The sequence below is a fragment of the Paraburkholderia sp. BL6665CI2N2 genome, assembly GCF_004366535.1.
Classification (GTDB): Bacteria; Pseudomonadota; Gammaproteobacteria; order Burkholderiales; family Burkholderiaceae; genus Paraburkholderia.
Genome location: NZ_SORC01000001.1, coordinates 5,964,726 through 5,984,692 on the forward strand (window position 1 = coordinate 5,964,726; position 19,967 = coordinate 5,984,692).

At 61.8% G+C, this 19,967-nt stretch carries 17 protein-coding genes; 2 read left to right on the forward strand and 15 right to left on the reverse strand.

The features are described 5' to 3' along the window. Nucleotides 1-30: 30 nt before the first annotated feature. Both aceK and B0G81_RS26810 read right to left on the reverse strand, forming a co-directional pair. Entirely contained in the window at nucleotides 31-1,869 is a 1,839-nt protein-coding gene (gene aceK / locus B0G81_RS26805; RefSeq protein ID WP_134139306.1) for a bifunctional isocitrate dehydrogenase kinase/phosphatase, read from the reverse strand. Between the two features lie 85 nt (nucleotides 1,870-1,954). Further along, nucleotides 1,955-2,359 (reverse strand): MerR family DNA-binding transcriptional regulator, encoded by a 405-nt coding sequence (locus B0G81_RS26810; RefSeq protein WP_116118753.1) that lies wholly within the window; start codon nucleotides 2,357-2,359, stop codon nucleotides 1,955-1,957. Nucleotides 2,360-2,546: 187 nt separating this feature from the next. On the opposite strand from B0G81_RS26810, the gene B0G81_RS26815 reads away from it, so the two are divergent. Beyond that, entirely contained in the window at nucleotides 2,547-3,620 is a 1,074-nt protein-coding gene (locus B0G81_RS26815) for an MBL fold metallo-hydrolase (RefSeq protein WP_134139309.1), read from the forward strand. 76 nt (nucleotides 3,621-3,696) lie between these two features. Here B0G81_RS26815 and B0G81_RS26820 read toward each other — a convergent pair whose 3' ends face one another. The 7 genes from B0G81_RS26820 to argS all read right to left on the reverse strand — a co-directional run bounded on the left by B0G81_RS26820 (nucleotide 3,697) and on the right by argS (nucleotide 11,735). Next, nucleotides 3,697-4,158 (reverse strand): DUF3828 domain-containing protein, encoded by a 462-nt coding sequence (locus B0G81_RS26820; protein WP_134139311.1) that lies wholly within the window; start codon nucleotides 4,156-4,158, stop codon nucleotides 3,697-3,699. Nucleotides 4,159-4,782: 624 nt separating this feature from the next. Further along, on the reverse strand, nucleotides 4,783-6,369 hold the full coding sequence (locus B0G81_RS26830) for an ABC transporter substrate-binding protein (protein WP_134139315.1): 1,587 nt from the start codon (nucleotides 6,367-6,369) through the stop codon (nucleotides 4,783-4,785). A gap of 267 nt (nucleotides 6,370-6,636) precedes the next feature. Further along, complete coding sequence (locus B0G81_RS26835; RefSeq protein WP_134139317.1) at nucleotides 6,637-7,455, reverse strand: cobalamin-binding protein; 819 nt, start codon at nucleotides 7,453-7,455, stop codon at nucleotides 6,637-6,639. Nucleotides 7,456-7,458: 3 nt separating this feature from the next. After that, complete coding sequence (locus tag B0G81_RS26840) at nucleotides 7,459-8,238, reverse strand: SDR family oxidoreductase (protein ID WP_134139320.1); 780 nt, start codon at nucleotides 8,236-8,238, stop codon at nucleotides 7,459-7,461. Nucleotides 8,239-8,253: 15 nt separating this feature from the next. After that, the gene (locus tag B0G81_RS26845) at nucleotides 8,254-8,892 is read right to left on the reverse strand and encodes a thiol:disulfide interchange protein DsbA/DsbL (RefSeq protein ID WP_134139323.1); all 639 of its coding nucleotides are present in this window, start codon (nucleotides 8,890-8,892) and stop codon (nucleotides 8,254-8,256) included. 169 nt (nucleotides 8,893-9,061) lie between these two features. Continuing rightward, the gene (locus B0G81_RS26850) at nucleotides 9,062-9,883 is read right to left on the reverse strand and encodes an SPOR domain-containing protein (RefSeq protein WP_134139328.1); all 822 of its coding nucleotides are present in this window, start codon (nucleotides 9,881-9,883) and stop codon (nucleotides 9,062-9,064) included. A gap of 61 nt (nucleotides 9,884-9,944) precedes the next feature. Beyond that, entirely contained in the window at nucleotides 9,945-11,735 is a 1,791-nt protein-coding gene (gene argS, locus B0G81_RS26855) for an arginine--tRNA ligase (protein ID WP_134139332.1), read from the reverse strand. 443 nt (nucleotides 11,736-12,178) lie between these two features. Here argS and B0G81_RS26860 point away from each other — a divergent pair, with 443 nt between their 5' ends. After that, complete coding sequence (locus B0G81_RS26860) at nucleotides 12,179-12,505, forward strand: DUF1840 domain-containing protein (protein ID WP_106282286.1); 327 nt, start codon at nucleotides 12,179-12,181, stop codon at nucleotides 12,503-12,505. 143 nt (nucleotides 12,506-12,648) lie between these two features. Here the strand turns inward: B0G81_RS26860 and B0G81_RS26865 are convergent, their stop codons facing one another. The 6 genes from B0G81_RS26865 to B0G81_RS26890 all read right to left on the reverse strand — a co-directional run bounded on the left by B0G81_RS26865 (nucleotide 12,649) and on the right by B0G81_RS26890 (nucleotide 19,841). Further along, the gene (locus B0G81_RS26865; protein WP_012431543.1) at nucleotides 12,649-12,858 is read right to left on the reverse strand and encodes a hypothetical protein; all 210 of its coding nucleotides are present in this window, start codon (nucleotides 12,856-12,858) and stop codon (nucleotides 12,649-12,651) included. A 159-nt stretch (nucleotides 12,859-13,017) separates the two neighbouring features. After that, nucleotides 13,018-15,735: a methionine synthase gene (metH, locus tag B0G81_RS26870; RefSeq protein WP_166679063.1), complete on the reverse strand. Its 2,718-nt coding sequence runs from the start codon at nucleotides 15,733-15,735 to the stop codon at nucleotides 13,018-13,020. Nucleotides 15,736-15,817: 82 nt separating this feature from the next. Continuing rightward, entirely contained in the window at nucleotides 15,818-16,888 is a 1,071-nt protein-coding gene (locus tag B0G81_RS26875) for a homocysteine S-methyltransferase family protein (protein ID WP_116118762.1), read from the reverse strand. Nucleotides 16,889-17,193: 305 nt separating this feature from the next. Further along, nucleotides 17,194-17,451, reverse strand: coding sequence for a DUF3567 domain-containing protein (locus B0G81_RS26880; RefSeq protein ID WP_007179533.1), 258 nt, complete (start codon nucleotides 17,449-17,451; stop codon nucleotides 17,194-17,196). Between the two features lie 117 nt (nucleotides 17,452-17,568). Beyond that, entirely contained in the window at nucleotides 17,569-18,357 is a 789-nt protein-coding gene (locus tag B0G81_RS26885) for an alpha/beta fold hydrolase (RefSeq protein ID WP_134139336.1), read from the reverse strand. 185 nt (nucleotides 18,358-18,542) lie between these two features. Next, nucleotides 18,543-19,841 (reverse strand): DUF3108 domain-containing protein, encoded by a 1,299-nt coding sequence (locus B0G81_RS26890; RefSeq protein ID WP_134139342.1) that lies wholly within the window; start codon nucleotides 19,839-19,841, stop codon nucleotides 18,543-18,545. Between the last annotated feature and the right edge of the window lie 126 nt (nucleotides 19,842-19,967).

The following is a 19,967-nucleotide window of genomic DNA, read 5'->3' on the forward strand; positions in this document are numbered from 1 at the left end:
GCATCTGAAGATGCGAGCGGCGCGTGAGCTTCACGCCGCCCGCACGCTGCGCGCGTCGGCTGGCGCATCTGGCGCGGGCGATGCAACGCCGGCGGCATCGGTAAAGCGTGCCGGATAGCGGTTGCAGAAGCGCACGCTGTCGTCGTACGGGAAAAAGTCGGGCAGTTCGCCTTTCAATAGATGATCCTTGTGCCGTTGCCATAGCGCAGGATCGAAGAAGTCCGCGTGATGCTGCATGAAGGAACGGCGCACGCGTGGGTCGCCGAGCAGGAATGTGCCGTACGTTTCCGGGAAGATGTCGTGCGGGCCGACCGAGTACCACGGCTCGCCCGACATTTCGTCCTCCTCGTTACGCGGCGCCGGCACCGCGCGCACGTTGCAGTCGGTCAGATATTCGATTTCGTCGTAGTCGTAGAACACCACACGGCCGTGACGCGTCACGCCGAAGTTTTTATAAAGCATGTCGCCTGGAAAGATGTTCGCCTGCATCAGTTCCTTCACCGCATTGCCGTATTCCTTGATACCGTGCTCGACGTCTTCGTCGTTGCCGTTCTGCAGGAACAGATTGAGCGGCACCATGCGGCGTTCGATATACATATGGCGAATCACCAGGTTGTCGCCGTCGTATTCGAGCAGCGACGGCACTTCCTTCTCGAGCTCGCGCACCAGCGCTTCGTCCAGACGTGAGCGGGGCAACGCCACGCTCGAATATTCGAGCGTGTCGGCCATGCGGCCGAGGCGGTCGTGTCGTTTGACGAGCTGATACTTGCTTTGGATCTGCGCGCGCGTGGTTTCCTTCGGCGGCGGGAAGTTGTCCTTGATCAGCTTGAACACGTACGGAAACGACGGCAGCGTGAACACCAGCATCACGAGCCCCTTGATGCCGGGCGCGATGATGAACTGATCGCTCGAATGCGAGAGGTGATGCAGCAGGTCGCGATAGAACAGATTCTTGCCCTGCTTCTGTAAGCCAACCGACGTATAGATTTCCGCCTTCGGCTTTCCCGGCATGATGGTGCCGAGAAATTCGACGTAGGCGGACGGCACTTCCATGTCCACCAGAAAGTATGAATGCGAAAAGCTGAAAATGATCAGCAACTGTTCGCGCTTGAGCAGCACGGTGTCGAGCGCGAGCACGCCCGGCTTCACATGACGCAAGGGCACCGCGAACGGCAGCAGCAAATCGCCGTTGATGATCCGTCCGACGATATACGCCGATTTGTTCCGGTAGAACAGCGACGAGAGCACGTGAATCTGGAAATTGGGCGCTTCGTCGAATGCACCGAACGCGTCGTGGATCGCTTGCATCACGCAGCCGACGTCGCGCGTCAAATCTTCGAACGACGGCTCCAGCTGGAAGTTCGTGACGATGCGTTCAAGCGTCGCCGCGAGCCCATCTTTGCCCGGATAGTACGCACGGTAAGTCGGCTTGGCCGCCGGCTCGTCGTTCTCGATGTATTCGGTCGAGATGGCCGGTCGCACGAAAATGAAATCGTTGTTGAAGTACGAGCGGTGCAGGATCTTGCAGCATACCGAATTAAAAAACGTTTCCGCGCACTCCGGCTGACGGTGCGTGGTCAACAGGCCGATGTAATGCAGCTTGATCTGCTGCCACACTTCGCTGTCGATTTTTTCCGCGTCGTATTCGTCTTCGAGCAGTTCGACGCATTCATCGACACGCTCGTCGTATGAAGTAATGCGATCGCGCGCGAGCTTCTGCAAACCGTGCCAGTCGCCTTTTTCGAAGAGCGTCTTGGCGTGGATCGCGGCGTCGCGAAAGATCCGGTAATGGCGGTCGAATCCTTCGAGCATGGTCTGCGCGAGGTCAAAACCGATCTGCGACGACAGCAGTTTGGGGAAGTGATTCATGTCGACCGCGCATTCGCCTCATGTCGTGAAGACACCCGTGATTGTATCGTCCGGGTGCACCTGCGACGCATCGCGCCGCGATTGTTCAGGCCGGCTTGGCTTCGCGCGTGCCGCCGTCCAGCAGTGCGCGCGCCTGGGTTTCGTATTGCGCGAGGTCTTCGAGCGTCGCATTCAGGTCTTCCAGTTGACGCTCGAGCACTTCGCGATGACGCGCCACCGTGGCGAGGAACGCGTGCAACTGCGGCACCGTGTCGGTCGGCGACTCGTACACGTCCAGCAGATCGCGAATCTCCGAAAGCGTGAAGCCGAGCCGTTTGCCGCGCAAGGTGAGCTTCAGACGTGTTCGGTCGCGGCCCGAATAGACGCGCCGCAAGCCACTCGATCCCTCGCGGCTCGGTGAGAGTAAACCCTGGTCTTCGTAGAAGCGGATCGCGCGGGGCGTGACGTCGAATTCCCGCGCGAGCTCGGTGATCGTGTATTGCGTGTTCATCGGAGCATTCCGTGGCCGGGCAGAAAATCGGATTGAACGATAGAATCGACGTTTACGTTATCGTCAACTTGAGTTGAACGCAACCAGGCGCAGTACGGCGGCGGTACGTCATTCGCACACGGCAACCACGCCGACCGGCATCGCACACCTTGCCATGCCGGACGGCCGACGGAGGAAGACACCCACAATGAATGCACTCGAACATCAACTCGACTACCCGTTCAACGACACCTTGCCGGACGCGGGCCATGCGATGGAAGTCGCGCCAGGTGTGTTCTGGCTACGCATGCCGCTACCTTTCGCGCTGGATCACATCAATCTCTGGCTGTTGCGCGACGAGATCGACGGCCAGCAGGGCTGGACAGTGGTCGACTGCGGTATCACCTCGGACACGATCAAGGAGAACTGGGAGAAAGTGTTCGACTCGGTGCTCGACGGCCTGCCGGTGCTGCGTGTGATCGTCACGCATTGCCATCCCGATCACATCGGCCTCGCGCACTGGATTTGCGCCGGCGGCGACAAAAAACGCTGGGACGTACGGCTATGGATGACGCTCGGCGAATACATGCAGGCCCGCGTCATGGCTGCCGGCGACGGCTCGAATGCGGGCGGCGAGGGCGCGGCACGACACTTCGCGCGACACGGCGTGACCGACGAAGAGTCGCTTGAGAAACTGCGCAATCGCAAGAGCTACTACGCGAGCCTCGTGCCGGCGATTCCGGGGCAATATCGCCGTTTGCGGGAAGCGGACGGCGTGATGATTGGTGGCAAGACCTGGCGCGTGGTGACCGGCTTCGGCCATTCGCCCGAACACTGCGCGTTGTTCTGCGAAGATACCGGCGTGCTGATTTCCGGCGACATGGTGCTGCCGCGCATCTCGACTAACGTGTCGGTGTTCGATATGGAGCCGGAAGGCACGCCGCTCGCGTTATATCTGGAGTCGCTCGGCCGTTACGAGACGATGCCGGAAGACACGCTCGTGCTGCCGTCGCATGGCAAGCCGTTTCGCGGCGTGCGCACGCGCATCCGCCAATTGCGCGAGCATCACGACGCGCGTCTAGCCGAAGTGCGCGAGGCGTGCGCGGAGAAGCCGCAGAGCGCCGCGGATATCATGCCGCTGATGTTCAAGCGGCAACTCGATATCCATCAGATGACGTTTGCGATGGGTGAAGCGCTAGCGCACTTGCATCTGCTGTGGCTTGCCGGTGAGTTGAAGCGTAAGCAGGATGCGGATGGGGTAATTCGGTTTTCGCCGGCGTGATCGAGGTGGTGTGTTGATGGGAGAGGAAAGCCCGCAGGCGGGGGCTTTTCAGTGGTCAATGCAGCACTGAAACGTACTATTTGTCATCTTGCGTATCGTCGATCTTGGTGATCTTCCAGACACCACTCTGTTTGCGCAGAAACGCAAGAATGGTTTTCTTCTCCGCGGATCCGAACGTAACGGGAACAAGCGCGACATCGTCAAGCATGATCGCGGGATGTGTTGCAATGTGCGCGAGCCAATCCTGCTCGTCGTAATCCTGTACCTTTGTGAAGTACTCGGCCCTTTCGGCAAACTTGTTTTGCTTATATTCGGCCCTCAGGAAATCGACGGTCGATCTCGATACGTAGCGATAGACTTCCTTGTCCATGAGAGCATAGCCGCGGTCTTCTGAATCCCGCTTGATAAACCATGTATAGAAAGCCTTGGTACTGGCCTCGGGCGTCGTGGCCTGGCGCATCTGCGCGAGCGCCAGCGGCTGAAAGAAACTGCCGGAAATGACGAAGAGCACCGCAATAAGCATGAAGATTTTTCGCATGATGCCGCTCAGTCGTGACGGTAGATTTGATAAGGTGGACGTGCGCTTCGGTATGCTGGGCCGGGATAAAAGCCGTATTGTTGTCTGAAATCGGAAATCCAGATTCGTCCGTCGTACATGGCCATATGACCGTCCGGATGGTTCGCGATGGCCTGGATCACGACGACATCCCCTTTCTGCGGATTTGCGTCGCTTACCTCATAAAAGCCTGTGCAGATCAATGAAGAGCCATAGTTCCTCGCGGAGTACATCACCATGAGTGAAATTCCGCCGCGCTGGATTGCCTCTCGCACGTATCTTGCGCAACGTTGGTGGCTTGAAGATTCCGCATGCCATTGAAGATAGTCGACAGCGGAATTTATATTCCAATAAGACATAAAATAGGTATCCAAATTAAATTTGAATCCTAACGTCGTTCGTTGATGTGCTGCTAAAAAAATGACAAACTTTTAACGTTTCCTGCAATTGATGCGTATTGCAGAAGTCTTTTTCATCGAGATACCCGCAATGCATATCGTATTGCGCGAATTAGTAATCGAGCCTCGGATGCCGGTAAAGCAAAAAGCCCGGTGCTTTCGCAACCGGGCTTTCTTTCGCATGCGGCACGTTCAAACGCGAACGCGATTACTGCACCGACACCGCCCCGAAGTTCTGCCGCCCAAACGGACTCACGTGATACCCACTCACGTTCGTGCGCGCGATCGCCGCAGCAGTCGGATACCCAAGCGGAATCCACAGCGCCTGATCGTGAATGATCTGCTGCGCCTGTTCATACGCCTTCGTGCGCTTGGCCTGATCCGGCGTTGCTTTGCCGTCGGCAATCAGCTTGTCCAGATCCTGGTCGCAGAACCGCGCGAAGTTGATCCCCGACTTCACCGCATTGCAACTGAATAGCGGCGACAGGTAGTTGTCCGGATCGCCGTTGTCGCCGGCCCAGCCCATGAAGAGCGAATCATGCTGGCCTTGCTTGGCCTGCTTGATCAACTCGCCCCATTCGATCACCTTCACATCGGCCTTCACGCCGATCTTAGCGAAGTCGGCCTGCAGCAGTTCGGCGCCGGCCTTCGGATTCGGATTCAGCACGCTGCCGTTCGGCCGCACCCAGATCGTCGTTTCAAAACCGTTCGGGTAACCCGCGTCGGCGAGCAGCTTCTTTGCCTTCGCCGGGTCGTACGGCCACGCCTTCACGGCCTTGTCGTAGCTCCACGTGTTCGGCGGATAGGGGTTCACGGCCGGCGTTGCCGTGTTGTCGAATACGGTCTTCAGATACGTGGTGCGATCGAACGCCATGTTCAGCGCGGCGCGCACCTTCTGGTTGTCGAGCGGCTTCTTCTGCGTGTTCAACGCGACGAACGCCGTCATGAACGCGGGCGTCTGCACGATGGCAAGCGACTTGTCCGTCCTGGCATCAGCGAGGTCCTGCGGCTTCGGCGACAAAGCGATCTGGCATTCGCCCGCCTTCACTTTCTGCGCCCGCACCGTGGCGTCCGGCGTGATCGCGTAGATCAGGCGGTCGATCTTCGGCTTCGGGCCCCAGTACGACGGATTCACGTCGTAGCGAATCACTGCGTCTTTCGTGTAGCTCTTCAGCTCGAACGGACCCGTGCCGATCGGCTTCGAATTCAGATCGACCTGCTTGCCGGCCTTGAGCAACTGATCGGCGTATTCAGCCGAATAGATCGAGGCGAAACCCATGGTCAGGATCGAGACGAAGGTCGCGTCGGGCGCGTTCAGTTCGAACTTGACGGTGTTGTCGTCGACCTTGCTGATCGACTTGATGAGCTTCGGCAGACCCATCGACTGCGCATGCGGGAAGCCGCTCGCGCCCGCCACCTTGTGCCACGGATTGCTATCGTTGAGCATGCGGTCGAACGTGAAGACGACGTCGTCTGCATTCAGCGCGCGCGTGGGCTTGAAGTAATCAGTGGTCTGGAATTGCACGTTCGGGCGCAGATGGAACGTGTAGGTGAGGCCGTCGGGGCTCACGTCCCACCTGTCGGCCAGCGCCGGCACCACTTTCTTCGCGGCCTCGTCGTACGAGACCAGCGAGTTGAAGATCACGTCGGCCGACGCGTTGGTCGTGACGAGCGAATTGAACTGCACGACATCGAAGCCGTCGGGGCTCGACTCGGTGCAGACGGTCAGCGGTTTGGCGAGCACGAGCGCGGGCGCCGTGAACAGTACGGCGGCTGCGAGCAGTTTGAAGCGCATAGGATCTCCCATAACAAGCGCAGTCAGGCAGTGCGTCTGGTTGTGTGGTTATGTTCCGTTGACGAAGGACGGGCGGCCTCGCGGCGTAGCCGTCGTCTTTATTGTGATACGTTTCCGGCGCTGGCGCATGAGTTGGCTGTTGCCGCCGACGCGCACGCGGGCCTTCGCGAAAGCTTATCGAAGGGTGGTTGCGGCGACAACAACATAATCCGCATATTCATATGGCGGGGGCGGCCCAGGTTTAAGGCGCGCCGTCCTTGCACGCGCTCAGGCCGCCGCAGCGCGCTGCAGCAGGTAAGCGATGCCTTCGATCGCGCGCACGCCGTACCACGACACCATTTCCCCATCAATTAACTCAATGCGCTTGCCGGCCAGGCGCGCGTCGCGTTTCAGCGCGTCGCAATGGACCTGCGTAAAGCGATACGGCTCGCTGGAGAGCAGGATACGGTCGACCTGGGCGAGCCACGGCGCGGTGTCGAGGTCGAGCGTCGGGTAACGCGCGGCGCCTGCCGCACCGCCTTGCACGTCCGGCAGTGTGTGCCAGTTGACGAGCCGCAGCATCGTCGAGATATAGGTGTCGCGCGCGACGGTCATCCACGGCTCGCGCCAGATCAGATACAGCACGTTTTGCGCAGCGAACGCGTGCGCTGCCGCTTCGCGAAGGCGGGCTTCGAGCGCTTCGCTGAGGCGCTGCGCTTCTTGCGCACGGTCGAAGATCGCGCCCAGCAGCGTATAGAGCGCCAGATTGTCCCGCGGCGTTTGAGGATGCGTCACGACGATATGCGGTACAAACGCCCGCAACTGCTCGACCGTATCGCGTTCGTTTTCGTCGATATTGACGACCAGATGGGTGGGGCGCAACGCACGAATGGCGTCGAGGTTCACGGCCTTGGTGCCGCCGACCTTGCGTACCTGCTGCACCTTGTCGTGTGGATGCACGCAAAAGCCGGTGCGGCCGACAATCCGCTTGTCGAGACCGAGCGCAAAGAGCAGTTCAGTGATGCTCGGCACCAGCGAAACGATGCGCGCCGCGGCGCCCGCTGGATCGTGCGCGACGCCGGCTGCATCGACCGCACGGGGTTGCATGGCTTACTCGGCTTCGGCGGTGGCGCGTGGCTTGCGCGGCGCGCGCTCGAAAGCGCGGTCGTAGAGCCAGCGCGGCAGCACGTGCAGCAGCATGGCCACCACGCGCATCTGCCAGGGAAACACCGCGAACGCCGTTCGACGCTCGATCGCCTGCGCCACCTTGAGCGCGAAACGGTCGGCGTCCATCAGGAACGGCATGGTGTACGGGTTGTGCTCGGTCATGGGCGTGCGGATATAGCCGGGCGCAATCGTCACCACGCCGACATCATGCGGCCGCATTTCGACGCGCAACGCTTCCAGATATTTGAGCGCCGCCGATTTCGACGCGCTGTACGCGCCGGAACCCGGCAAGCCGCGCACACTCGCGACACTGGCGATACCCACCAGCGTGCCGCGTTTGCCGGCGATCATCGCGGCGGCGAACGGCTCGAAAGTCGCGACCATGCCGAAGTAATTGATATCCATCACTTCACGGAAGGCGCGCAGATCGCCATGACCGGTGACCGCGCCGCGGCTGATGCCGGCGTTGGCGATCACCACGTCCGGCAGGCCGTGCCGCGCAATGAACTGCGCGGCCGCATCGGCGAGCGCTTCCGCGTCGCGCACGTCGACGGAATAGATGGAGACTGTGTTTTGCGGATGGGACTTCTGGAAGGCGGCGAGGGCGTCGCCGCGGCGGGCAACCAGGCCGAGAATCGCGCCGCGCCGCGCATATTCGGCGGCGAGCGCGAGGCCTATGCCACTCGAAGCGCCGGTAATGAAAACCTTCAGGGGGGAACTCATTCCGGCGCCTTAGCGTTACATCTTCTTGGCGCGGACCTGGGCGACCAGGTAGTCGAGCACCTGGATCGTGCCCGGCAGGCTGTTGGTCGCGGCCGGGCCGGTTTCATACTTGCCCTGCACGGCCAGCGTCGGCACGCCGTCGATCTTGTAGTCGTCCAGCAGCTTCTTGTCCTTCTGCAGCGCGCTTTGCGTCGAGAACGAGTTGTACGCGTCCATGTACTTCTTCGGATCGACGCCGTTCTTCGAGAGGAATTTCGCCTGATCTTCCGGCGTCAGCAGATAGTCCTTGTTGACGTGGATTTCGTTGAAGACCTTCGGCGTGAGCTGCGTGGCGAGGCCAAGCGCGTCGAGCGCGTGGTACATCTTGGAATGCGGAATGAAGTCGTCGCGGAAGGCGACCGGCACGCGCTTGAACACCACGTCCGGACCTTGCTTCTTCACCCACGCCTCGAGGTACGGGTTGAATTCATTGCAGTGCGGGCAGCCGTACCAGAAGAATTCGGTGACTTCGATCTTGCCGGCCGGCACGTCGGTGGGCTGCGCGCTGGGCAGCACGGTGAAATCCTTGCCCGACACCGGCGCGGTGGGCGATGCCTGTGCCGAGGCGGCAACGAGGCCCAGCGAGAGGAACAGAATGCTCAGCAGTTTCTTCATGTTGTTGACCCAAGTAGGCGTAGAACGGCGGCGCCACGCAAATGCCCGTCACCGTCTTCAAGATTCGGCGTTGAACGGTTTGAACCGTCCGTCGTGCTTGTGACACGCGCCGCACGCCGATAGTTCGGCGGCGGCGCGTTCCGGCAAATCACCGTGTATTTATTGTGGCTTATTGCTTCGTGAAGCGGATCACTGCGGTATCCACGCCCGCGTCCGACAGACGCTGACGGCTCGAATTCATGTCTTCGAACTTCGAGAACGGCCCGATACGCACGCGGTAATACGTGACGCCGCCGGCGTCGCGCTGCGTGACTTTCGATTCGAAGCCCTGGAAGGCGAGGCGCGCGCGCTGCTGTTCGGCGTCCGCCGAGGTCTTGTACGCGCCCACTTGCAGGAAGTAGCCGGTGTTCGCATCGCCCGGCGCGGGCGCCGCGCCCGAACCGGGCTTGGCGTTCGCGGCCGTGGTGGACGAAGTGCTCTTCGGCGCCGAACCTGCCGCGGTGGCGGCCGGTGCGCTGGAGGCTTGCGGCTTCTTCGCCGGCGTGGTGGCCGTGCCGTTGGCGTTATCCTGCGCGGGCTTCGGTGCAACCGCCGTGCCGTTCGCATTGCCGTTGTTGGCGTTAGAAGGCGGCACCTCGACGATCTGCGGTTCTTCCAGCATGCCCGACTGCGTCTGCGAGTTGGTCTGGCCCGGCGCCGTGTTCGGCGGCGCAGGTTGCGCGGCTTGCGGCACAGGCTGACCCGGCGTCTTGCCTTGCAGCGGACGGTTCGGGTCGTATTGCGGCTGGTTCGCGCTGGAGGAATCGGACGCCGCGGGCGGCGCCACCTTCGAGACGAAAGGCGTAGGCGCACGGGTGATATACAGCGCAACCACTACCGCGATCGCAAGGCCGACGATCAGGCCCAGCACGATTCCGAGAAAAGTGCCCCCGGTTTGTTTCGATTGCTTTGTTGTGCGGCGTGGTTTTGCCATCGTATGAATCACCTGCAAAAAGAATCCTGGAACGGCCGTCGATTATAACGACGGCCGCATGCATGTTGCGCCGGAGGACTTACATCTTGGCGGGAGCGGAGACGCCGATCGTCGCGAGACCGTTAGCCAGCACTTGACGCGTGGCCGCGAGCAGCGCCACGCGTGCATTGCGCTCGGCCGCATCGTCGACCAGCACGCGCTCGGCACGGTCATTGTAGAACGAGTGGAATTCCCCGGCGAGGTCGCGCAGATAGAACGCGACCGCGTGCGGCGCGAGTTCGTCGGCGGCGTGTTGCAGCATGTCCGGGAATTCGGCGAGCTTGTTCAGCAGGGCCATCGCGCGTTCGCTGGTGAGCGGCGAGACGTCCACGTCCGCCAGCGTGCTTTCGTCCGTGCTGTAGCGCGCCTTGCATTCGGCGATGACCGAGCAGATCCGCGCGTGCGCGTATTGCACGTAATGCACCGGATTCTCGTCGTTCTGCTTCAGCGCGAGGTCGATGTCGAACACGAATTCCGTATCCGCCTTGCGCGAGATCAGGAAAAAGCGCACGGCGTCGCGGCCGCGTCGAATCGTTTCCTCGTCGATCAGATCGACGGCGGCTTCCGAGCCCGGCGTGGCGCCGCCCGACCATTCGATCAGGTCGCGCACCGTCACGTAACTGCCGGCACGCTTGGAGATCTTCACCTCTTCGCCGTTGCGCATGACCGTGACCATCTTGTGCAGGATGTAGTCGGGGTAGCCCTTCGGAATGCCGACGCCGAGACCTTGCAGGCCGGCGCGCACCCGCGCGATCGTGCCGTGGTGGTCCGAACCCTGAATGTTGATGACCTTGGTGAAGCCGCGTTCCCACTTGGCGACGTGATAGGCGACGTCCGGCACGAAATACGTGTAGGTGCCGTCGCTCTTGCGCATCACGCGGTCTTTGTCGTCGCCGTCGTCGGTGGTGCGCAACCACAGCGCGCCTTCCTGTTCGTAGGTCTTACCGGCGGCGATCAAGGCCTCGACGGTCTTCTCGACCCGGCCTTCCTTGTACAGCGACGATTCCAGATAGTACTGGTCGAACTTCACGCCGAACGCCTGCAAGTCCATGTCCTGCTCGCGCCGCAGGTACGCCACGGCGAAGCGGCGGATCGCTTCGAGGTCTTCGACGTCGCGCGCGCCGGTGACCGGCTCGCCGTCGCTCGCGGCCACGGTGACGCCGTTCAGATAGTCTCGCGCGATCTCGGCGATGTACTCGCCGTTGTATGCCGAAGCCGGCCAGCCTGCGTCGCCGGGAGCGAGGCCGCGCGCGCGTGCCTGGGTCGACAGCGCGAGTGTCTGGATCTGCACGCCGGCGTCGTTGTAGTAGAACTCGCGGTGCACATCATAGCCTTGTGAGGCCAGCACGTTCGAGAGCGCGTCACCGAGCGCGGCCTGACGGCCGTGGCCGACGTGCAGCGGGCCGGTGGGGTTGGCCGAGACGAATTCGATCAGCACATGCTTGCCGGCGTCGCGCTGGGAACGGCCGAAGGCTTCTTTCTCGACGAACACGGCGGCGATCACAGCCTGCTTGGCGGCGGACGCGAGGCGCAGGTTGATAAAGCCGGGGCCGGCTACTTCGGCGGCTTCGACGAGACCTTTGGCCTGCGGTTGCGCGAGCAGCGCGTCGACAATCTGTTGCGCCAGCTGACGCGGATTGGCGCGCAGCGGCTTGGCGAGTTGCATCGCCACGTTGCACGCGACGTCGCCGTGCGCGGCGACTTTGGGACGCTCAAGCGTGATGGTGGGCGACACGAACGCGGCTTCGCTCGCGCCTTGCGAGGCGGTCGCGACCTGCTTCACCGTGTCGGCGAGCAGTGTTTCGAGGGTAAGTTTATGTGCAGGCAGCATGCTTGTTGCGAGTCCAGTGAGGCAATCCGGTGATGCGGGAGAGGCGCCGGCCGCGCGAGGCGCAACCGGTTCGTCAGAAGCGTGCAAAGCGGCATGCACTTGCCGAAGCGCGGCGGGCGCAATGCGCCCGGTATCAGGCACGTTGTCTGCAACGCTTCAAATGCGGTGCAGGCGGCCTGCCGTGGCGTTGACCGCTGGGCGGGCCGCGGCGGTTCGCGGGTTGTGCCCAACCGGTCTGGCCACGTTACACGCACTTCGCCGCGCGGTGCATTGCGGCACGCTTTTCCGTCCAGACGGATTTTAGCAGGTGCTAATATGTTCAATGAGATGCCCAACAAGGGCCGTGGCCGCTGCGCCTGATCGGCGAGCCAACGTAACGCGCGCTGGCAGCCGCCTTTGGGTGGCTTGCGCGCCAATCCAACATAACGAAAAAGGGAACAGTCATGCTGATTACTTTCAAATGCCGCGCCTGTCCGGACGTGATGATGCTGGAAAATCTCGCGCAGTATCTGGTCGGCATCGTCGGCAAGCGGCTGGGTGAGCGCGGCGTGATCACTCACGACGAAGCGGGGCTGGCCATCGAGAAGCTCGAGGCCGCCATTACCTTCGACAAGCAGGAACGTGCCGAGCACGACGGCCATTTTCACGAAGGCGAAGACGGCCACGAGCATCACGAAATTCCGCCGGGACTCGCGCAGCGCGCGTATCCGTTCCTCGACATGCTGCGCGCGGCGCAGAAGGAAAACGCGGATATCGTCTGGGGTCTCTGATCCCACGCTGAACCGCTGTGCGCGGCGTTCGAAAGAGCCGTGGCACCCGGCGGGGCGAAACCTTGCGCATCAATGAAAAGAGCCCGCTTAATGCGGGCTCTTTGTCGTTCAGAGATTCAGACCGACCGGCGCTGCCGTGCCGCTTACTGGCTCGCGGCGTCCGCCGGCGCGGCTGCGGGAGCCGACGCACCCTTCTTCGCTTTCTGTTTCTTCGGTTTCTTGACGTGTTTCACCGTGGGCGGCGAATACGAACTGACCGAGCTGGAACCGCCAGGTGCGGCGGGCTGGGCCAGCGCCGCCGTGGCGCCCAAGGCAAGCGAAACAGCGGTCAACAACAGCGTCAGCTTCTTCATACGATTTTCTCCGTTGACGATTGCAATTATTAAGCCGACGCGTTTTGGTCGCGTCTGGCGGGGTCAAGCCGCCTCAGTCTACAAAGCCGAAAATTACGTTGCCGCAAATATTCAGTCTTTCAAGCCCGATATAGTGGGGTTCCCGCCACGCCCGACGGCTTACAGCAAAGGCGCCAAGGCCCGCTCCGCATCCGTTTTCGACAGCGCCATGCGCTTTGCGTAGTCTTCCAGTTGGTCCTGACCGATCTTGCCGACCGAGAAGTATGTGCTGTCCGGATGCGCCAGATAGAAACCGGAGACGCTCGCCGCCGGCAGCATGGCCAGCGACTCGGTCACACTCATGCCAATTTCCGTGGCGTGCAGCACGTCGAACATGTCGCGCTTCACCAGATGATCCGGGCAGGCCGGATAGCCGGGCGCTGGACGGATGCCGTGGTACTTTTCCGCGATCAGATCTTCGTTGGAGAGCGTTTCGGCGTTTGCGTAGCCCCACAGGTCGCGCCGCACGCGTGCATGCAGTGCTTCGGCGAAGGCTTCGGCGAAACGGTCGGCGAGTGCTTTCAGCATGATCGCGCTGTAGTCGTCGTGATCCTTTTCGAACTGCTTTTCCTTCACGTCGACGCCCAGACCCGCCGTGACCGCGAACATGCCGATGTAGTCGGCCACGCCCGAGTCCTTCGGCGCGATGAAGTCGGCAAGCGAGCGGTTCGGCCGCATCACGCCGTCCACCACAGGACGCACGCTCTGCTGGCGCAGATTGCGCCATGTAAGCGCGACTTCCGAGCGCGATTCGTCCGTGTAGATTTCGATGTCGTCGTCGTTCACCGTGTTGGCCGGCAACAGCGCGATCACGCCGTTCGCTTGCAGCCAGCGGCCCTGGATCAGGCGCGCGAGCATCGACTTGCCGTCCGAGAACACGCGCCGTGCCGATTCGCCGACGATCTCGTCATTGAGAATGGCCGGATACGGGCCGGCCAGGTCCCACGTCTGGAAGAACGGACCCCAGTCGATATAGTTCGCCAGTTCGCTCAGATCGAAATTCTTGAACACGCGGCGACCGATGAACTTCGGCTTGACCGGCTGATAACTCGCCCAGTCGACCTTGGTCTTGTTGGCGCGAGCCTCGGCCAATGTGACCATGGGCTGCGCCTTCTTGTTGGCGTGCTGAACGCGGATCCGGTCGTAATCGGACTTGAGTTCGTCGAGATACTTTGCCGCGCCTTCGTCGGACAGCAGGCTCGACGCCACGGAGACCGAGCGCGACGCGTCCGGCACGTAGACCACGGGCCCTTCGTAGTGCGGGGCGATCTTCACGGCGGTATGCACACGCGAGGTGGTCGCGCCGCCGATCAAAAGCGGAATCTTCTTCACGCGGAAATAGTCGTCTCGCTGCATTTCCGAGGCGACGTAGGCCATTTCTTCCAGGCTCGGCGTGATCAGTCCGGAGAGCCCGATGATGTCCGCGCCTTCGACCTTCGCCTTCGCGAGAATGTCGTTGCAGGAGACCATCACGCCCATGTTGACCACTTCGAAGTTATTGCACTGAAGCACCACCGAGACGATGTTCTTGCCGATATCGTGCACGTCGCCCTTCACCGTGGCGATGACGATCTTGCCCTTCGCGCGCACGTCGGCGCCGGCTTCGGCGAGCTGCTTCTTTTCTTCTTCGATGTACGGAATCAGGTGCGCGACGGCCTGCTTCATCACGCGTGCCGACTTGACCACTTGCGGCAGGAACATCTTGCCCTGACCGAACAGGTCGCCGACGATGTTCATGCCGTCCATCAGCGGGCCTTCGATCACGTTGATCGGGCGGCCGCCATCAGCGGCGATCTTGGCGCGCACTTCTTCGGTGTCTTCGACGATGAAGTTGGTGATGCCGTGCACGAGCGCATGCGACAGACGCTTCTCGACCGGCTGGTTGCGCCACTCGAGGTTCTCTTCTTTCTTCGCGGCGCCGGTCTTGAACTTGTCGGCGATTTCAAGCAACCGGTCTGTACCGTCTTCACGGCGGTTCAACACCACGTCTTCGACACGTTCGCGCAACTCCGGATCGAGATCGGCATACACGCCGAGCTGGCCCGCGTTAACGATGCCCATGTCCATGCCCGCCTGGATCGCGTGGTACAGGAACACGGTGTGAATCGCCTCGCGAACTGGGTCGTTGCCGCGGAACGAGAACGACACGTTCGACACGCCTCCGCTCACCTTCGCGTACGGCAGATTCTCTTTGATCCAGCGCGTGGCGTTAATGAAGTCGACAGCGTAGTTGTTGTGTTCTTCGATGCCGGTTGCGATCGCGAAGATGTTCGGATCGAAGATGATGTCTTCTGGCGGGAAGCCGACTTCGTTCACGAGGAAGTCATACGAGCGCTTGCAAATCTGCGTTTTGCGCTCGAAGGTGTCGGCCTGGCCTTGTTCGTCGAAGGCCATCACCACGGCGGCCGCGCCGTAGCGGCGAATCAGGTTCGCGTGGTGGCGGAACGCATCTTCACCTTCCTTCAGAGAGATCGAGTTGACGATCGCCTTGCCTTGCACGCACTTCAGGCCCGCTTCGATCACTTCCCATTTCGACGAGTCGATCATGATCGGCACGCGCGCGATATCCGGTTCCGACGCGATCAGATTCATGAAGCGCACCATCGCCGCTTTCGAATCCAGCATGGCTTCGTCCATGTTGACGTCGATGACCTGTGCGCCGTTTTCGACCTGCTGACGCGCGACCGCGATCGCATCGTCGAACTGGTCGTTCAGGATCATTCGCGCGAACGCCTTCGAGCCCGTCACGTTGGTGCGTTCACCGACGTTGATGAAAAGCGTCCCGGACGTGACGTTGAACGGCTCGAGGCCGGAAAGGCGCATGGTGTGATCGGTCATGGCGTATGTGCTCGATTGCTGCGATTAAGTGCGTCGTGTTCGATAGCGGAGTATGGCGGCGGCTGACGAGGCGCGGCTGGACTCAGGCCGCGTCGCGGTATTGCGTCGGCCATTGGCGCGGCTTCACCTCAGCCAACGCCTGCGCAATCGCCGCAATATGCTCCGGCGTCGTGCCGCAGCAACCGCCCGCAATATTCACCAACCCAGCCTGCGCGAACTCCTTCAGTAAGCCCGAAGTATCCGCGGGCAGTTCATCAAAGCCCGTATCGCTCATCGGATTCGGCAAGCCCGCGTTCGGATAGCAGGACACATACGTGTCGCAGAGCTTGGCCAGTTCGGCGATATACGGCCGCATCAACGCCGCGCCCAACGCGCAGTTCAAACCGAACGTGAGCGGCTTTGCATGACGCAGCGAGTTCCAGAATGCTTCAACCGTCTGACCCGACAGAATGCGCCCCGATGCGTCGGTGACGGTGCCCGAGATCATGATCGGCAAACGCTCGCCCGTGTCTTCGAACAGTTCGTCGAGCGCGAACAGAGCGGCCTTCGCATTGAGCGTGTCGAAAATGGTCTCGACGAGGAACAGATCGGCGCCGCCGTCGAGCAAGGCCTTGGCCTGCTCATAGTAGGCCGCGCGCAGTTCATCGAACGTCACGTTGCGCGCGCCCGGATCGTTCACGTCGGGCGAAATGCTCGCGGTCTTCGGCGTCGGTCCGATCGCGCCGGCGACGAAGCGCGGCTTGTCGGGCGTCGAATATTTGTCGCAGGCGGCGCGGGCCAGTTTCGCCGACTCGAGATTCATTTCGACGGCAAGGTCTTCCATGCCGTAGTCCGCCTGAGCGACCGTGGTCGCACCGAACGTGTTGGTTTCGATGATGTCCGCGCCCGCCGCCAGATACTGCTCGTGAATCTCGCCGATGATCTGCGGCTGCGTGATCGACAACAACTCGTTGTTGCCCTTGATGTCGCGCCCGTAGTCCTTGAAGCGTTCGCCGCGATAGCGGGCTTCGTCGAGCTTGTAGCGCTGGATCATCGTGCCCATTGCGCCGTCCAGGATCAGGATGCGCGACTTGAGCAGCGCGGGCAGCGCTGTGCCGCGCGTATAGGCGGCGTCGGGGCGGACTGGCGTGGCGGTTCGGGCGGGCTGGTTCATGGCGGACAAGGGCTTGCGCCGGCTTTTTCGGGAAACCTGTCATTGTAGCCGCTGCCGGCCAGATGCGCCCGGCGCGGGCGGAGCATCGGCCTTCCGCTGTCGAAGCATGCTGCTTGGGAAAACGGAAAGCGGCGAGACAAAAAAACATCAGCGGCGCCACAAAGAAAACGGCCCAGCGAGGCAAAAGCCTGCTGGGCCACTTCATATTTGCCGACCGACTTGTAAAAGCCGCCTGCGTGCCCGGTTACGGGGGCGGACGGCGCGGTCGATGTATGTCGCCAAAAACGCTAAGCCGAACCTCGCGGTTAGTGAAGAATCACCGGTTGATGCATCAGGCTGTCGAACTGGCCGAGGAATTCGTCTACTTCATCCAGCGACGGTTCTTCTTCGATCAGCTTCTGCACGTGCTCGCGAAACCGCGCCGCCATTGCTCCGTCGATATAGATCTCACGCTGCATGTTTTTGTCGACGATCTCGTAGCCGCCGGACTTCATGGCCAGCGGGCCTTCCTGCGGCGGAAACTCGACGACACAATAGTTGGGGCTGTTGTAGATCATTTGCATGGCGACACTCCTTATTTCCGTTGGCTCCTGGCCATTCCTGCGCCATAGGTGGAGCGTATGGTTTGGAATTCAAGGGGTGGGTCCGGATTGACGCTTGTAAAGTTCCGAACCTACCGGTTAGACCGGCCTTTCAAGAAACGTTTCAAGCAGTGCAGCAAAACGGTGAGATTGCTCGATGGGCGCGAGGTGAGCGGCATCCAGCAATTCGAAGCGTGCGCCTTCGATGGCGTCTGCTATCGCCTGCGTAGCAGCAGGCGGCGTGCCCGTGTCGTGGCGGCCCGCCACGGTCAATGTTGGGCATCGGATTGTTCCCAGCTTACTGCGTACGTCGAAATCGCGCAGAGCTTCGCACGCCATGGCGTAGCCTTCTGGCAACGTGTTGGCCAACACTTCGCGGATTTGCTCGACTGCTTCGGGGTGCGCGGACTGAAAATCGGGGGTCAGCCAGCGGCTCAACGTCGCGGGAACGAGCGGCGCCATGCCACTGTCTCGGGCCGCCGCGGTGCGCTGATCCCACGTGGCGCGGGCTTCCTGCGGCGTGCCGCCGCTGCTATCGGCGATCGTCAAGGTATTGACGCGCGCGGGATGATCGAGTGTGAATTGCTGCGCGATCATGCCCCCCATCGACATGCCGACCAGATGCGTACTGGGTGCGCCGAGTGCATCGAGCAGCGTGGCGAGATCGTGTGACAGATCAGCGATGCCAAAGGGTGCGCCGGACGCGGCGGTCTTGCCGTGACCACGCACGTCGTAGCGCAGTACGGTGTAGTCGTCGCGGAAATAGCCGGCGAGTTGATCCCACACGGACAAATCGCCGCCGAGCTGATGGATGAACGTCAGCCACGGGCCGCCGCCCTCGTTGCTCAACACATAGCGCGTCTCGATACCGTTGATGTTCACTTGCATGCGAGCTCCTTTGAAAGGGAACGCAGTGGAAGGTCCATTCGCGCGCTGGGTGCCACCTGGTCAATTGCCTGCAGGGCTGATCAATATACGCAGCATATTCGCGAACGGATGCAGCAGCAGGTGCGAGTCAGCTTCATGGCGGAAGTTTCGCCGCTCAGATAGAAACTCTCTTCAAGTTTGCGGGCTCAGGGTTTGATGATGCCGGGCGTATTGCCGGGGTCGGTCGGATCGACCCGCGAGGCGGGCGCAGCTTCAGGCATACCTGCCGATGCGGCCGGAGGCGGAGCCGCAAGTGCAGTTGAATTGTCAGGAGAAGCCGCGGCCGCGTCACCATTGCTGCTGGGAGCGCTGCCACCCATGTCGGCATTGAGCTTGCCGCGCCACACCAGTTCGAATTGCGTGCCGTTCGGCTCCGTCTGAACGATGCGCGCAGGCAGCCAGCCGAGCGACGGCGCGAGCCACACGTCGATGCGCCGCAAATCGCCGTCATGGCGCGGCAGCCGTTTGAAATGACGCGTGTCGAGGAAACCTTCGGCCGTGCGGATGGTTTCGTCGCCGATCGTCTCGACCGGCCAGTTCTCGCCGCTATCGTTGTCGACCACGAAGAACTGGCGCGTCACGCCCGGCTTGTAGGCGCCCGGGTCGCCGCGCACGAGGCTCGCAAGCTGCATCACCATGCTGAAGCGATCCTGCGCGCCGTCGGGCAACGGTAAGGTGGACGGTGTGCGCGTAAATGCGATCTTCTTGTCGGCGCGGTTAAAAATCGCAATGTCTTCCGCCCGGCGGCCGCGTTTTTCGACGTACTGGTCCGGCGCGAGACCGAAAGCGTCGATACGGCCATGGCTCGCGTACACGAAGGTGCCGACAAAAGGCAGCGGCACGGAGACGATCATCTCGTAGCTTTGCGCGTTGCTGGTCCAGTGGATCGTGCCGGGCTGGTTGCGCACGCCGTTGTAGAACGTGTCGTACTGGAGTTCGCCCGATGGCGGGACGGAGAACTTCACGCCTGGCGACGCTTGCGGCGCGCTCGCGGCAGCGGGTGCGCTGGCCGTGCCGGTGACACTGGCGGCGTTGGCTGCCGCGTTGACGCTCGACACAGCGCCCGGAGCGCTTGCAACGGCTTCCGATGCCGCGACAGGTACCGCCGGCGCGGCTGGCTTTGCCGGCCGCAGCGCGGTCAGCACATGTTCGCGCGGCTTGCTCGCGGCGGCGTGGCGAGTGGGCGCCGGTTCAGGCGCGGGCGACGCCACGGTCGCCGGTTTGCGTTCGATACGTTGGGGCGTCAGCAATGCAACCTGCACCGGCACATGCTCATTGTCGGAGGGATTCAGGTTCGCGCGATTTCGCTCGACCCACTGCGCGGCGATCCAGTGCAAAGCGGCCACGATCAACAGCACCACGATCCAGCGCCACGCGCGCAAACCGGTGCGCGGCCCGCTGGGCGGCGTGCGATCGGAACGGTGGGTAGCGGGGGCTGAGGACATCGGTTAGTGCTTGTGTGCGGGCGGGTAGCTTCGGGATCGACTCGCAGCGCGTGCGAGCGGCAGTGAATACGACAACGGCGCCAGGCCTGATGCCTGAAGCGTACAAGGCGGGCAGCGAACCGATTC